The sequence below is a fragment of the Halomonas fontilapidosi genome (assembly GCF_014192285.1).
In the GTDB taxonomy this organism is placed as follows: domain Bacteria; phylum Pseudomonadota; class Gammaproteobacteria; order Pseudomonadales; family Halomonadaceae; genus Halomonas; species Halomonas fontilapidosi.
Window position 1 is genome coordinate 33,043 of the sequence record NZ_JACHXQ010000004.1, and the last position, 14,383, is coordinate 47,425.

At 66.2% G+C, this 14,383-nt stretch carries 11 protein-coding genes; 10 read left to right on the top strand and 1 reads right to left on the bottom strand.

Annotated elements, in window-relative coordinates:
- Positions 1-21: 21 nt before the first annotated feature.
- The 8 genes from FHR95_RS07540 to FHR95_RS07575 all read left to right on the top strand — a co-directional run bounded on the left by FHR95_RS07540 (position 22) and on the right by FHR95_RS07575 (position 10,077).
- Complete coding sequence (locus FHR95_RS07540) at positions 22-1,608, top strand: BCCT family transporter (protein ID WP_040183525.1); 1,587 nt, start codon at positions 22-24, stop codon at positions 1,606-1,608.
- Positions 1,601-3,361, top strand: a complete 1,761-nt coding sequence (locus FHR95_RS07545) for a hypothetical protein (RefSeq protein WP_183313947.1) — start codon at positions 1,601-1,603, stop codon at positions 3,359-3,361. The genes FHR95_RS07540 and FHR95_RS07545 overlap by 8 nt, the downstream gene beginning before the upstream one ends.
- Positions 3,358-4,125 (top strand): Ldh family oxidoreductase, encoded by a 768-nt coding sequence (locus FHR95_RS07550; RefSeq protein ID WP_183313948.1) that lies wholly within the window; start codon positions 3,358-3,360, stop codon positions 4,123-4,125. Before FHR95_RS07545 ends, FHR95_RS07550 begins: the two co-directional genes overlap by 4 nt.
- A gap of 24 nt (positions 4,126-4,149) precedes the next feature.
- The gene (locus FHR95_RS07555) at positions 4,150-4,548 is read left to right on the top strand and encodes a RidA family protein (protein ID WP_183313949.1); all 399 of its coding nucleotides are present in this window, start codon (positions 4,150-4,152) and stop codon (positions 4,546-4,548) included.
- Positions 4,549-4,707: 159 nt separating this feature from the next.
- Positions 4,708-6,426 carry an NAD(P)H-dependent oxidoreductase subunit E gene (locus tag FHR95_RS07560; RefSeq protein ID WP_221199259.1) on the top strand — a complete coding sequence of 573 codons (1,719 nt, stop codon included), beginning with the start codon at positions 4,708-4,710 and terminating at the stop codon, positions 6,424-6,426.
- A gap of 11 nt (positions 6,427-6,437) precedes the next feature.
- Complete coding sequence (gene fdhF, locus FHR95_RS07565) at positions 6,438-9,287, top strand: formate dehydrogenase subunit alpha (protein WP_246378441.1); 2,850 nt, start codon at positions 6,438-6,440, stop codon at positions 9,285-9,287.
- Positions 9,288-9,305: 18 nt separating this feature from the next.
- Positions 9,306-9,545: a hypothetical protein gene (locus tag FHR95_RS07570; protein ID WP_040183520.1), complete on the top strand. Its 240-nt coding sequence runs from the start codon at positions 9,306-9,308 to the stop codon at positions 9,543-9,545.
- Positions 9,546-9,732: 187 nt separating this feature from the next.
- On the top strand, positions 9,733-10,077 hold the full coding sequence (locus FHR95_RS07575) for a hypothetical protein (RefSeq protein WP_183313951.1): 345 nt from the start codon (positions 9,733-9,735) through the stop codon (positions 10,075-10,077).
- Between the two features lie 107 nt (positions 10,078-10,184).
- Here FHR95_RS07575 and FHR95_RS07580 read toward each other — a convergent pair whose 3' ends face one another.
- Positions 10,185-11,471 carry an aromatic ring-hydroxylating oxygenase subunit alpha gene (locus FHR95_RS07580; protein ID WP_183313952.1) on the bottom strand — a complete coding sequence of 429 codons (1,287 nt, stop codon included), beginning with the start codon at positions 11,469-11,471 and terminating at the stop codon, positions 10,185-10,187.
- A 329-nt stretch (positions 11,472-11,800) separates the two neighbouring features.
- Between FHR95_RS07580 and FHR95_RS07585 the strand changes: the two genes are divergently transcribed.
- Both FHR95_RS07585 and glyA read left to right on the top strand, forming a co-directional pair.
- On the top strand, positions 11,801-12,907 hold the full coding sequence (locus FHR95_RS07585; RefSeq protein ID WP_183313953.1) for an FAD-binding oxidoreductase: 1,107 nt from the start codon (positions 11,801-11,803) through the stop codon (positions 12,905-12,907).
- Positions 12,908-13,055: 148 nt separating this feature from the next.
- On the top strand, positions 13,056-14,360 hold the full coding sequence (gene glyA, locus FHR95_RS07590) for a serine hydroxymethyltransferase (protein ID WP_183313954.1): 1,305 nt from the start codon (positions 13,056-13,058) through the stop codon (positions 14,358-14,360).
- Positions 14,361-14,383 lie beyond the last annotated feature (23 nt).

Sequence of the window (14,383 nt, forward strand, 5' to 3'; positions counted from 1 at the left end):
CGACATAACGAGGCACCCCTCATGAGCTCTCCCTCCCACTCTTCAAAGCCCCGTGCCGACCAGCGTCGCCATTCCCTGGGTGACCCCGTCGTGCTGGGCTTGAGCGCCGGCTTCATCGTGCTGTTCGTCGTGCTGTCGCTCTACGACAGCGAGGCCGTGGCCAGCACCATCGGTGCCGGCTTTGCCTGGACCGCCGCCATGCTCGGCTCCTATTTCCAGCTGTTGCTGCTGCTGACGTTCTTTATCGCCATGGGACTCGCCATCTCACCGGCGGCCAGCGCCAAGGTAGGCAACCTCGACAAGCCCGAGCTGAGCACCTTCAAGTGGCTGTCGATCATCCTGTGCACCCTGCTGGCCGGGGGCGGCGTGTTCTTCGCCGCCGGCGAGCCGGTTTACCATTTCGTGGTCACGCCGCCGGCCTTCGACACCGAGCCGGGGACCGTGGAGGCGGTGGCCGGCGCATTGGCGCAGTCGTTCATGCACTGGGGCTTCCTGGCCTGGGCCGTGCTGGGCTCGCTGACCGCCGTGGTGCTGGCTCACTGGCACTACGACAAGGGCTTTCCGCTGCAGCCTCGCACCCTGCTATATCCGGTGTTCGGCGAGCGCCTGCTGCAGGGCTGGATCGGCGGTGTGGTCGATGCCTGCTGCGTGATTGCCGTGGTGGCGGGGACCGTCGGCCCGATCGGCTTCCTGGCCACCCAGGTCAGCTTCGGCCTGCATGAACTGGTCGGTTTCGCCGAGGGCTATACCACCCAGCTGGTGATCCTGGTGGTGCTCGGGGCGGTGTACGTCACCTCGGCCGCCACCGGCATCAACAGGGGCATCCAACTGCTCAGCCGCTTCAATGTCTTTCTGGCGCTGGCCATTGCCATCATCATCTTCGTGTTCGGGCCTACCCTGTTCCTCACCAACGCCTACCTGCAGGGATTCGGCGAATACGTGAGCTCCTTCCTGGCCATGGCCACCATGACCTCGGAAACCGCGCCTGCCTGGTGGATGCAGTGGTGGACGGTGTTCTTTTTCGCCTGGTTCATCGGCTATGGCCCGCTGATGGCGATCTTCGTGGCGCGCATCTCGCGGGGTCGCACCATCCGCCAGATGATCCTTGCCGTCGCGGTCATGGCGCCCATTGCCACCACCGTGTGGTTTACCCTGCTCGGTGGTTCGGGGATTCACTTCCAGTTGACCGGCGCCATCGACCTCGGCGAAGCCCTCAATAACTTCCAGTTCGACGTGGCGACGCTCACCGTGGCCCAGGCCCTGCCGGGCGGTACGCTGATGGCGCTGGCCATCCTGCTGTTGACCACCATCTTCGTTGCCACCACCGGCGACTCCATGAGCTACGCCATTGCCGTGGTCTGCACCGGGCATGATCGGCCGCATACCGGCGTGCGGATCTTCTGGGGCATCGCGATGGCATTGATGGCGGCCATCCTGCTCAACATGGGCGCCGGCCAGATCAGTGTGCTCCAGCAATTCATCGTGATCACCGCCATCCCCGTCTCCCTGATACTCCTGCCGTCGCTGTGGACCGGCCCTCAGGCGGCCTACGCCATGGCGCGTCAGCAGGGCCTCACCACCCGCCCCAAGGTGATCGTCAATGACTAACGCGGATCTCATCTCGGTCTCGCCGTCCGGTTTGCGTCCCGCCGACGAGGTGATGCGGCTCGAGCGGCTCGGCAGCCTGCATGCCACCCGGCTGAGCTTCGTGCGCAGCCTGGTACGCCAGATGGCCCGCCAGCGGTGGCAGATCAGCCGGGTGCGCTTCGACCTGGACGCCAACGGCCATGGGTCGGCCATCTACCGCCTGCAGACGCCGCATGGTCGCTATCACGGCGTGATGTTCGCCCAGCCGCTGGACGACGCGAAGCGCTCCGACCGGGTCATCGCCGAGGCCTGGGACGTGACCTTCGGCCTGGTCGAGGGTGACGTCGATGACAGCCTGCTGGCGCAGATGGCGGCCAACGTGCCGCTGCAGGAGGCAGGGCGTCAGCACCCCCGGGTGCTGGTGCTGTCGCGGGCCAACAAGAGCCTGCGCAACTTTGCCCACTTCGTCGACGCCCTGGCGGATGGCGAGCAGCCCGATCCCGCCTGGTTGACCCGGGTCGGCTATCTGTACCGGACCACCGCCGTCTACGGTAACGGCAAGTTTGGACTCGCCGACTTCGCCCGTCTGCTGGACAACCCCGACTTTCGGCGCCCCTTCTCGGCGCAGATGGCCGGCGTCTACCTGCTGCGGCATTTTTCCATCGAGCAGGTGGAACACCTCGCGGCCTGCCGCTCACCGGATACCGCCTGCCCGCTGGCGCCCGAACTGCGGCGTTACCTGGGTATCGGCAATTCCACGGGACTCGGCATGGCCCCCTTCCTGATCCACCATCCGCAGCTGATTGCGCAGTGGATTACCCAGCGTGAGACGGCCCTGGCGCTGGCCCTGCGTCAGGTGCCGACGGAAACCGATCGCCTGGCGCTGATCGCATTGACGCGGCGCGCCATGCGCCATCTCGACGAGACCGTGACCGAGGATGCCGAGCAGACCGAGCGCAATGCGGCCACGGTGGCGGCACTGCCCGATGTGCTGACCTGGCTGGCCAGCGTGCCCCTCGAAGCGGACATCTGGCAGCAGCTGGTGGAGTGGAGTGCCCGGACGCTGCCGCTGGAGGCCCAGGAGCTGATCAATACGCTGCTGATCGAGCTCTATCCTGATCAGGTCGATGCGCTGGAGGACCAGATGGGGGTGGCGGAGAACCTCGATCTCGAGCCCGACATGCCGCTGATGCGGTTTCGACAGCTGGTCGAGACCCACTACGAATGGGCGCTGGCCCATGATTACCAGAGCCGCGAGGGCGCCTACTGGTTCTGGTATCGCTCCGCCGACAAGGAGGAGCCAAGGCTGGGGGTGCGTCATGCCGAGCCCGGTGCAGAGAAGGAGATGCCGATCGCCATCGGCCCGCGCGTGGCACACACTCACCAGGCGGTCTGCGAATTCCTCGTGGAGCAGCCGCGTGCCACGGTGGTCGACTTCCTGCTCGAGCATCCCCGTCACAAGGAGGTGGTGCGACGCGTCCAGTCGCTGGTCAAGGCGCCCTATGGTGATATCCACACCAACCTCTGGCATCGCGACATGAAGCCGATGCACCTGCTGCGCACCAAGCTCTCCTTCTTCGGGGCCAGTCGCTTCGACCCCAAGTCGGATCGCTGGGTGCGGATCACCCTCTTCCAGGGCGCGCCGCTGGTCGAGGAACTCAATGCCGAGCCACAGGATCTTGCCGAGTTCGACGACTGGAGCTTTCCCCTCGAGCCTCATCGCGAGGGAGAGGCAAGATCCTTGCAGGCGCGTTCGAGAGGAGTCGCCGGATGAAGGTGTCCTACAACGAACTTCAGGGCCTGTGCCGCAAGGCATTCAGCGGGGTCGGCTTCGAGGAGGGGGATGCCGCCGACGCCGCCGACATGGTCGCCTGGATGCAGTGTCACGGTTTGCACGGCGTCGAGCAGCTCAACCGGGGCCTGGACTACCTGCTCGAGGAGTCTCACGAGGCACGGCCCCGAGTGATCTACCAGGACGGTGATCTGGCGGTGCTCGATGGCCTGGGCCACAGCGTGCTGCGCAGCATCAGCCTGGCCACCGAGCTTGGCTTTGCCAAGGCGCGGGCCCGCGGCCTATCGGTGGTCAAGATCCGTCGTTGCCACAATCGCCAGCTGATCATGGGCTACCTGTCACGACTGGCCGGGCGGGGCATGAACATCACCGCCTTCTGGCGCAATGCCCAGGTGCCCCTTACCGAGCAGGTGGTGGGCTTCCGCGCGGGGCATACCACGCCGGAGGTGCGCGTCTATTCGGTACGCGATGTGCCCGAGGAGAACGAGCCCAACGACGGCATCACCCTGGTGATGGCCAATCACGTGGAGCTGTTGCCATCGCTGGGCGCCGACCATGACCTCGACCTGCTGGCCCATCATCCCGAGTCGGAGCTGCTGGCCTGCCGACAGCTGGCCCTCGAGGAAGGCATCGAGGTGGATGATGCCATCTGGGCGCGTCTCAAGACGTTGGCGCATCGCATCCTGGTGGAGTCCAGCGAGGCCTCGCGGGGCGGTGCCGGTGCTGGCGACAACGACAATGACTGACTCACCTTTTGACGAGATGCTGCCATGATCCAACCTGTCGCTACCGGCCTGTATGCCGCCAAGGCCCCGCTGGAGTGGGCCGTGATCGGCAACGGCATCCTGTTCACCGCCCAGATTCCGATCGGCGCCGATGGCGCTGTCGTCGAGGGTGGCATCGAGGCCCAGACCCGCCAGACCCTGGAGAACCTGCGCCACACCCTCGAGTGTGCCGGGGGTGGCATGTCCAGCCTGACTCAGGTGCTGATCTATGTGACGCGACGCGACGACCTGGCCACGGTCAATCGCCTCTATGCCGAGGCCGTCAGCGCGCCCTACCCCAATCGCGCCGCGATCATCGTATCGGGATTTGCCCGGGAAGAGATGCTCGTCGAGATGGTGGCCTATGCTGCCCTGCAGGAGACCATTGACGGCGAGGCGTGCTGAGAGCGACATCCTCATATCCATTTGCCCACCGCTGCGATGTCCAAATATTGTCCTGATGGGGGGCGGGTGACACCATGCCGAAGATGCCCCTCGGTGCCTGTGAAAAGGCCGTCAGCCATCCCTTGCGTTCCACCTCACCAGCACAATAACGAGCCCGCCATGACCGTCGAGACCGTCTCCCCTCAGCGCCGTTTCCGCGGCAGGCCCCGTGGCCGTGACCTGCCCCCCGTTGCCCTGGCCTCGTTGCGCCAACTCCTGGGTGACGAGCGCAGCGACCCGGAGCTGCGGCGCCGTGACCTGCTGATCGAGCATCTGCACCTCATTCAGGATGCTCACGGCCATCTGCCGCTGGTGGCGCTTCGGGCGCTGGCCGCCTACATGAACCTGCCCATGGCCACGGTCTACGAGACGGCGACCTTCTACGCTCACTTCGACGTGGTGCATGACGACCAGGCACCGCCGCCGGCGGTGACCGTGCGCGTCTGCGACTCGCTCTCCTGCCAGCTGGCCGGGGCCGCGACGCTCAAGGCGCAACTGGAAGCCGGGCTCGACCCGCAGGCGGTACGGGTGGTGCGGGCGCCCTGCATGGGCCGCTGCGACACCGCGCCGGTGGTGGAGGTGGGGCATCACCATCTGTCGTTCGCCACCGCCGAGGGCGTGGAGGCCGTGGTGGATACCGGCCATTTCCATCCCGAGGCGATCGTCTGGCAGCGCCTGGCGGACTATCGTGCCGCGGGCGGTTATGCGCTGCTTGCTGATTGCCGCGCGGGAGGTGTCACGGTCGAGTCGCTGATGGCGACGCTCGAACGAGCCAACCTGCGCGGCCTGGGCGGCGCCGGCTTCCCCACGTTCAAGAAGTGGCACTTCGTGCGCCAGGAGCCGGGGCCACGCTATTGCGCGATCAACGCCGACGAGGGCGAACCCGGCACCTTCAAGGATCGCTACTACCTCGAACGTTCGCCGCACCGCTTCCTCGAGGGTGCCCTGGTCAGCGCCTGGGCGGTGGAGGCCGAGGCGCTTTACCTCTATCTGCGTGACGAGTACCCGGGCCTGCACCGGGTGCTGCGTGCGGCGATCCATGAGCTCGAGACGGCAGGCCTGGTGCCGGCGGGCTATATCGTGCTGCGCCGCGGGGCCGGCGCCTACATCTGCGGCGAGGAGTCAGCGATGATCGAATCGCTGGAGGGCAAGCCCGGCAAGCCGCGCCATCGCCCCCCCTTCGTCGCCCAGAAGGGGCTCTTCGGCCAGCCGACCCTGGTCAACAACGTCGAGACCGTCTACTGGATTCCCGAGATCTGGCAGAAGGGCGCCGAGTGGTTCGCGGGCCACGGCCGCCATGGCCGGACGGGCCTACGCAGCTTCTCGCTCTCCGGCCGGGTGCGACGCCCCGGCGTCCACCTGGCGCCTGCCGGCATCACCTTGAGCGAGCTGGTCGAGGAGTATGGCGGCGGCATGGCCGACGGCCATCGCCTGGCCGGCTATCTGCCGGGCGGTGCCTCCGGCGGGATCCTGCCCGCCAGCAAGGCCGATCTCCCGCTGGACTTCGACACCCTGCAGGCCGAGGGCTGTTTTATCGGCTCGGCGGCGATCATCGTGCTTTCCGACCAGGATGACCTGAAGGCGGTGGCCACCAACCTGCTGGCCTTCTTCGCCGACGAATCCTGCGGCCAGTGCACGCCCTGCCGAGTCGGCACCGAGAAGATGCTCAGCCTGCTCGAGCGTGATGAATGGCAGGTCGAGGAACTCGAGCGACTCTCGCAGGTGATGATGGACGCCTCCATCTGTGGCCTGGGGCAGGCGGCGCCCAATCCGGTGCTGGGGTTGCTCAAGGATTTCCGCGGCGAACTCGCCGCCCAGAACGTGATCGTGAAAGGGTAGGGAGACAGATGATGGCACACGAGACCTTTACCCTGACCCTGGATGGCGCCGAGGTCGACGCCCTCCCCGGCGAGACCCTCTGGCAGGTCGCCAAGCGCGCCGGCGAGACCATTCCGCACCTCTGCTTCAAGGACGCGCCGGGCTACCGCAGCGACGGCAACTGCCGCGCCTGCATGGTCGAGGTCGAGGGCGAGCGGGTGTTGGCGGCGAGCTGCCTGCGCGAGGCGACCCCCGGCATGGTGGTCAAGAGCGCCACCTCCGAGCGCGCCCGTGTCTCCCGCGAAGGCGTCATGGAGTTGCTGATCGCCGACCAGCCCGACCGCCACGACGGCCCGGACCGCTCGAGCCACTTCTGGGCCATGGCCGACCAGCTTGCCATCGATGCCACCGCCGTGCGCGAGCGCCTGCCCTCACGGGCCGAGCGTGCGACGCCCACGGTACACCACGTCGCCGAACGCTCGGCGTCGCTGCCCCATGCCGGGGGCCATGACGCCACGCACTCGGCAATGAACGTCAATCTCGATGCCTGCATCGAGTGCAATCTCTGCGTGCGCGCCTGTCGCGAGGTCCAGGGCAACGACGTCATCGGCCTAGCTCACCGCGGCGCCGCGGCGAAGATCGTCTTCGACTTCGATGACCCCATGGGCGCAAGCACCTGCGTGGCCTGCGGCGAGTGCGTCCAGGCCTGTCCTACCGGGGCGCTAATGCCGGCGACCCTGGTCGACGCCGAGGGGCGTGGCGACTCCCGAGTCGCCGATCGCCGCGTGGATTCGGTGTGTCCCTACTGCGGGGTGGGCTGTCAGCTCACCTACCACATCAAGGACGAGAAGATCCTGTTCGTCGAGGGCCGCGACGGCCCCTCCAACCAGAACCGGCTGTGCGTCAAGGGGCGTTTCGGCTTCGACTACCCCTATCATCCCTCGCGGCTCACCCGCCCGCTGATCCGCCGGCCGGGCATGCCCAAGGGGCTTGATCCCGACTTCGACCCGGCCACGCCGCTGACGCATTTCCGCGAGGCGAGCTGGGAGGAGGCACTGGACCTCGCCGCCGCGGGGCTTGCCGAGCTCAAGGCGGCTCATGGTCCCGATGCGCTGGCCGGTTTTGGCAGCGCCAAGTGCTCCAACGAGGAGGCCTGGCTGTTCCAGAAGCTGGTGCGTACCGGCTTCGGCAGCAACCATGTCGATCACTGCACCCGGCTCTGTCACGCCAGCTCCGTGGCGGCACTGATGGAGTGCATCGGCTCGGGGGGTGTGACGGCCTCCTTCATGCAGGCCCTAGAGGCCGAGGTGGTGATCCTGACCGGCTGCAACCCGGCGATTAACCATCCGGTCGCGGCCACCTACTTCAAGCAGGCGGCCCGCAACGGCACCAAGCTGATCATCCTCGATCCCCGCGGCCAGGCGCTGGACGCCTACGCGCATCGCAGCGTTCGCTTCACGCCCGGCGGTGACGTCTCGCTCTACAACGCCATGCTCAACGTCATCGTCAGCGAGGGGCTGTACGACCAGGCCTACATCGAGGCCCACACCGAGGGCTTCGAGGCGCTCAAGGCGCATGTGCATGAGCTGACCCCCGAGGCGCTGTCACCGGCCTGTGGCGTCGCCCCCGAGCAGATCCGCGAGCTCGCACGGCTTTATGCCACCGCCGACAAGGCGATGATCTTCTGGGGCATGGGCATTTCCCAGCACGTGCATGGCACCGACAACGCCCGCTGCCTGATCTCGCTGGCGCTGGCCTGCGGTCATACCGGCCGCCCCGGCACCGGCCTGCACCCGCTGCGCGGCCAGAACAACGTCCAGGGCGCCTCCGATGCCGGGCTGATCCCCATGGTACTGCCCGACTACCAGCCGGTGACCGATGCCCAGATACGTGCGGCCTTCGAGGAGCTGTGGAACACTCCGCTCGACGCCACGCCGGGGCTTACCGTGGTGGAAATCATGGACGCCATTGCGGCCGGGACCATCAAGGGCATGTACATCCTCGGCGAGAACCCGGCGATGTCCGACCCCGACCTCGCGCATGCCCGAGCGGCCCTGGCCCGACTCGAGCACCTGGTGGTACAGGACCTGTTCGTCACCGAGACCGCCCAGTTCGCCGATGTCATCCTGCCGGCCTCCGCCTGGCCGGAGAAGGACGGCAGCGTGACCAACACCAATCGCCAGGTGCAGCTGGGGCGTGCTGCCGTGCCGTTGCCGGGGGAGGCGCGTACCGACTGGTGGATCATCCAGCAGATCGCCAATCGCCTGGGCCTGGACTGGGCCTACGGCCATCCGCGCGAGGTCTTCGCCGAGATGAAGCAGGGCATGGCCTCGCTCGACCATATCTCCTGGGAGCGCCTCGAGCGCGAGAGCTCGGTGACCTATCCCTGCCCCGCCGACGACGCCCCCGGCACCGACGTGGTGTTCTCGGATGCCTTCCCGACCGCGACCGGGCGGGCAAAATTTGCCCCGACCCGCCCGCTGCCGCCCGATGAGCCTATCGACGGCGACTATCCCACGGTGCTGATCACGGGCCGCCAGCTGGAGCACTGGCATACCGGCTCCATGACCCGTCGCAGCCGGGTGCTCGATGAGCTTGAGCCCGAGGCGGTAGCGAGCCTGGCACCGGCGGAGCTGGTGCGTCTGCGCGTGACCCCGGGCGAGCCGATCACCATCACCACCCGGCGCGGGACGATCACCCTGAAGGCGCGGGTCGACCCGCTGATGGTCGAGGGCATCGTCTTCGTGCCCTTCTGCTACGTGGAGGCGGCGGCCAACATCCTGACCAACCCGGCGCTCGACCCCGACGGCAAGATCCCCGAGTTCAAGTATGCCGCCTGCCGCCTGGGCCGTGCGGAAGCGGCGCTGGCAGAGAGCGATTGAGATGGAGGAGGGCCGGCCATGATGATCGTCGAACTGATCGATGGCGATGATTTCCGTGATCGCCTGATCGCACTGGGCATCCGTATCCCGGCGGGCGCCTCTCCTGAAACCTGCGCGCGCATGGCGCGATGCAAGCTCAGGGACGTGGGGGTGCCGGGGCTTGCGGAAACGGTGCGCGAGCTGATGGCACGCACCGATATCATGCTGCCCTCGGTGCGTGACGCCATCGAGCGCTTCCTGCTGCCCGAGTTGCGTTAGGCCAGTGCCACCCTGCCAAGCTTCACCTTTCTCCCTACGCATTCACGCGGAGGGAGAAAGGGCCGGTGTCATCATGTACGTCATGCATGATTCGCAACGTCGAGTCCGGTGTGTCTAGACTGAAAGAAAAGAGAGAAGTACGCATTCGCCCGCTTGGACGGATGCCTCTCAAATCAGGAGGTGTCGTATGAAACACCAAGACGCGCTGAAGAGGATGGCAATTCTCGGTATATCGCTCGGCCTGGTTGCCGGCCCGTTGGCCTTTGCGGCAGATGACCCGGCGGCAAAGGCGACGGATTCAGCGACTAATCCCATCGAACAGGGTGATCTGGCCGATACGCTGGGTCCGGATGGTGAAGCACTGAGCGAGGACGAGGTGCCGCCCCGGGTCAAGGCCACGGATTCGGACGCCAATCCGGTGGCGGGGGGTGATCTCGCCGATACCTTGGAACCGGATGATGAAACGCTGAACGAAGACGAGGTGCCCGAACGGGTCGAGGCCACGGGGTCGGCGGCTAACCCGCTGGAATAAGGCGATCTTGCCGGCCCCGAGGCGTCAGGGTCTCCTGATCCTCGGACGATAAAGCCAACCTAGCTATCCGCCCCCGTCGCACGGGGGCGTTCTCTTTCCACAGGGGCTCAGCCCTCTACGACCTTCAGCTGCGGGGCGGTATGGCCGAGGTTCTCGAGCAGGCTCTCGCTGTACCAGTCGATGAAGTCGATCACGCCGAATTCGTAGGTCTCCGAGTAGGGGCCGGGCTCGTAGCCCCGGGAGTTGATGCCGCGCTGGTTCTCCTCCGCCAGGCGACGGTCCTGCTCATTGGTGGCATCCCAGACGCGGCGCAGATGGGTCGGGTCGTAATCGACGCCCTCCACGGCATCCTTGTGGACCAGCCACTTGGTGGTCACCACCGTCTGCTGGGGCCCTAGCGGCATTACCCGAAACACCACGGCGTGATCGCCCATGAAGTGATTCCAGGAGTTGGGCAGGTGCAGGATGCGCAGGGCCCCGAGATCAGCGCTGGGAATCCGGCCCATCAGCTTGCGGCATCCCGGCTGGCCATCGATGGTCATCGAGACGGTGCCCTCCAGCAGCGGCGTGCGGGTCAGGCGGTTGCGCTTGCCCAGACGCTTCAGCTGCCAGGGCACGCCCATTCCCTCCCACTGCTGCTGCTTGCGCGCCACCAGCGCCTTATAGGCCGGGGAGGCGCGCGGGTCATCGCTGTCGTCGAATTCCTGCAATGAGTTGAGCAGCTCCGGATGGGCGCCGTTGCAGTGGTAGCACTCGCGGTTGTTCTCGATCACCAGCTTCCAGTTGGCCTGCTCGACGATGCTCGACTCCACCGCCACCTTGACATTCTCCATGTCGTAGGGGGCGAGGTAGTGCTCTAGGCTGTCGAGGAAGTCGTCGATGGCCGGGGGCGCCTCGGCCAGGCTGACGAAGAGATAGCCTCCGGCGCTGCGCACGTTCACCGGCTTGAGCCCGTAGGCATCGAGATCGAAGTTCGTCCCCATGTCGCTGCCGGCGAACAGCAGCCTGCCGTCCAGTTCGTACGTCCACTGGTGGTAGGGACAGACCAGCTTGGCCACCTTGCCCTTGTCGCTGACGCACAGCCGCGAGCCGCGATGCCGGCACACGTTATGGAAGGCATGGATGCTGCCCTTGTCGCCCCGCACGATGACCACCGGGTTGTCGCCCACCTCCAGGGTCATGAAGTTGCCCTTGGCGGGAATCTCGCAGGTCATGCCGGCGAACAGCCACTCCTTCTCGAAGATCTCCTGCATGTCCAGGGCGAACAGTCGGGCATCGTTATAGAAAGGCTGCGGCAGCGAGAAGTGTCGACGGCGTTGGGTCAGCAGCTCGGCGGTGGCTTCGCGTGCCAATGCCAGTGGGTCATCCAGGCGGGCGGGAGACATGGGGTCCATGGCGATACATCCTCTTGCTGGGCCGCTCGAGCGGCCTCGGGGTTGTTAAGGGAAATCCGGGATCCTGTCGATGGCCGCTCACGGGCAATGGCGGTAGCGGGTTGCGGCGAGTGTGGATCAGCGTCCGGGGGGGCGGTTGTCTGGCCGCGACGCCCGGTGATGCGGCAGCGACGCGACGCTCATCAATAGACACCCGGGTCGGAGGCCACGGGCATGTCCGTGTCGCTGGCAGGCAAGTCGAGGCGCATCAGCCTGCGCAGAATGCGCTCAACGGCAGGCGGCAGTACCGCTGCCGGAGGCCTTCATGCTGCAGCCCGGGCGATACGATAATGACAATGAGCTTTCTCAATCCCGTCACAACCCAGACCTGGACCAACGGCCGTCACCTGGTGCGCTGCGTCAAGGTGATCCAGGAAACCTGGGATACCCGCACTTTCTGCTTCATGGCCGAGCAGCCGGTGATGTTCTTCTTCAAGCCCGGGCAGTTCGTGACGCTGGAGCTGGAGATCGATGGCCAGCAGGTGATGCGCTCCTACACCATCTCCAGCTCGCCGTCCGTGCCCTACAGCTTCTCGATCACCGTCAAGCGCATTCCCGGTGGCATGGTCTCTAACTGGCTGCACGAGAACCTGGGCGTCAATGACGAACTGGCGGTGCATGGGCCAGTCGGCAACTTCAACGTCATCGACTACCCCGCCGACAAGGTGTTGATGCTGTCCGGCGGCGTCGGGATCACGCCGCTGATGTCGATGGCGCGTTGGTTCTTCGACACCAACGCGGCCGTGGACCTGCAGTTCGTGCACAGCGCGCGGACGCCGCGCGACATCATCTTCCATCGTGAACTCGAGCACATCTTCTCGCGGATTCCCGAATTCGGGCTGCATATCGTCTGCGAGCGCAGCGACCAGCTGGGCGACGCCTGGGCCGGTTTTCGCGGCTACCTCGGCCTGCCGATGCTCGAACTCATGGTGCCGGACCTGATGGAGCGCGAGATCTTCTGCTGTGGCCCCACGCCCTACATGGCCGCCATCAAGCAGCTGCTTCGGGGCAAGGGCTTCGACATGAGCCACTACCACGAGGAGTCGTTCGGCGCCACGCCGTTGGCGGTTCAGGAGACGGTGATCGAACACGTCGAGCAGGCCGAGGCCGAGGCCGAGGAACTCGATGTCGCCGACATGATCAGCGTCGAGTTCCGCCAGTCCGGCAAGAGCGTGCGCATTCAGCCGGGCGACACGGTGCATACCGCGGCGGCCAAGCTGGGCCTGCACATTCCCAAGGCCTGCGGCATGGGGATCTGCGGCACCTGCCGGGTGCCGCTGACCGCCGGCCAGGTCGATATGGATCATAACGGCGGCATCACCGATGACGACGTGGCCGAGGGCTACATCCTCTCCTGCTGCAGCAAGCCGCTGGGTGATGTGGTGGTGGAATATTGACCGCGCCGTGCTCCGCCGGCGCGTCATCCGGCGGCGCTTCACCTCCATGGCGGATCGCTGTCTCGCGCAATGACGGCGGTGTCGTTTCCAGAATACCTCGCGCGTCGCTTTCTCTTAACGTAACGAAGCCAACCACCAGGGTGATGTCATGAACGCCAACAACCTTACAACGACCGACCCGCAGATCGCCGCCGCCATCGCCGACGAGGTGGCTCGCCAGGAAGCGCACATCGAGCTGATCGCCTCGGAGAACTACGCCAGCCCCCAGGTCATGGAAGCCCAGGGCACCCAGCTGACCAACAAGTATGCCGAGGGTTACCCCGGCAAGCGCTACTACGGCGGCTGCGAGCACGTCGACGTGGTCGAGCAGCTGGCCATCGATCGGGCCTGTGACCTGTTCGGCGCCGACTACGCCAACGTTCAGCCGCACTCCGGCGCCCAGGCCAATGCGGCGGCCTTCATGGCGCTTGTCTCGCCGGGCGATACGGTGCTGGGCATGAGCCTGGCCCACGGCGGCCACCTGACCCACGGCGCCGCCCCCAATTTCTCCGGCAAGTACTACAAGGCGGTGCAGTACGGACTGAACGCGGAAACCGGCGAAATCGACTACGCCGAGGTCGAGCGCCTGGCCCACGAGCACCAGCCCAAGCTGATCATCGCCGGTTTCTCGGCCTACTCGCGCGTTATCAACTGGCGTCGCTTCCGCGATATCGCCGACGCCGTTGGCGCCTGGCTGCTGGTGGACATGGCCCACGTCGCCGGACTGGTCGCTGCCGGCCACTATCCCAGCCCGCTGCCCCATGCCCACGTGGTGACCACCACCACTCACAAGACCCTGCGCGGTCCGCGCGGCGGCCTGATCATCTCCGCCAGCGGCGACGAGGCCCTCTACAAGAAGCTCAACGGCGCGGTCTTTCCGGGTCAGCAGGGCGGCCCGCTGATGCACGTCATCGCCGCCAAGGCTGTGGCGTTTCGCGAGGCCATGAGTCAGGACTTCGTGCGCTATCAGCGGCAGGTGATCGACAACGCGCGGCGCATGGCGAACGTCTTCATCGAGCGCGGCTTCGATGTGGTCTCCGGCGGAACCGACGACCATCTCTTTCTGGTCTCGCTGATCCGCCAGGGCGTCACCGGCAAGGACGCGGATGCCGCGCTGGGCCGGGCGCATATCACGGTCAACAAGAATGCCGTGCCCAATGACCCCCAGAGCCCCTTCGTGACCTCGGGACTGCGGATTGGCACCCCGGCCGTCACCACCCGCGGCTTCGGTGAGGAAGAGTGCGAAGCGCTGGCCGGCTGGATCTGCGACATCCTCGACGCCTTGGCGGCCGGTCGTGACAGCGCCGCCGTGGAAGCCGAGGTGAAGGCCAAGGTCGCCGAGGTGTGTGCGCGTCATCCGGTCTATGGATCGGCCATCGCCGACGTCGAGACTGGCGTCGAAACCATCGCTTGAACCGGCCGCCGGGCACGGCCCGG

What these genes read in the sequence shown, in the direction of transcription:
- FHR95_RS07540 (WP_040183525.1), top strand. Translation starts at nt 22, where the DNA reads ATGAGCTCTCCCTCCCACTCTTCAAAGCCCCGTGCCGACCAGCGTCGC.
- FHR95_RS07545 (WP_183313947.1), top strand. Translation starts at nt 1,601, where the DNA reads ATGACTAACGCGGATCTCATCTCGGTCTCGCCGTCCGGTTTGCGTCCC.
- FHR95_RS07550 (WP_183313948.1), top strand. Translation starts at nt 3,358, where the DNA reads ATGAAGGTGTCCTACAACGAACTTCAGGGCCTGTGCCGCAAGGCATTC.
- FHR95_RS07555 (WP_183313949.1), top strand. Translation starts at nt 4,150, where the DNA reads ATGATCCAACCTGTCGCTACCGGCCTGTATGCCGCCAAGGCCCCGCTG.
- FHR95_RS07560 (WP_221199259.1), top strand. Translation starts at nt 4,708, where the DNA reads ATGACCGTCGAGACCGTCTCCCCTCAGCGCCGTTTCCGCGGCAGGCCC.
- fdhF (WP_246378441.1), top strand. Translation starts at nt 6,438, where the DNA reads ATGGCACACGAGACCTTTACCCTGACCCTGGATGGCGCCGAGGTCGAC.
- FHR95_RS07570 (WP_040183520.1), top strand. Translation starts at nt 9,306, where the DNA reads ATGATGATCGTCGAACTGATCGATGGCGATGATTTCCGTGATCGCCTG.
- FHR95_RS07575 (WP_183313951.1), top strand. Translation starts at nt 9,733, where the DNA reads ATGAAACACCAAGACGCGCTGAAGAGGATGGCAATTCTCGGTATATCG.
- FHR95_RS07580 (WP_183313952.1), bottom strand. Translation starts at nt 11,471, where the DNA reads ATGGACCCCATGTCTCCCGCCCGCCTGGATGACCCACTGGCATTGGCA.
- FHR95_RS07585 (WP_183313953.1), top strand. Translation starts at nt 11,801, where the DNA reads ATGACAATGAGCTTTCTCAATCCCGTCACAACCCAGACCTGGACCAAC.
- glyA (WP_183313954.1), top strand. Translation starts at nt 13,056, where the DNA reads ATGAACGCCAACAACCTTACAACGACCGACCCGCAGATCGCCGCCGCC.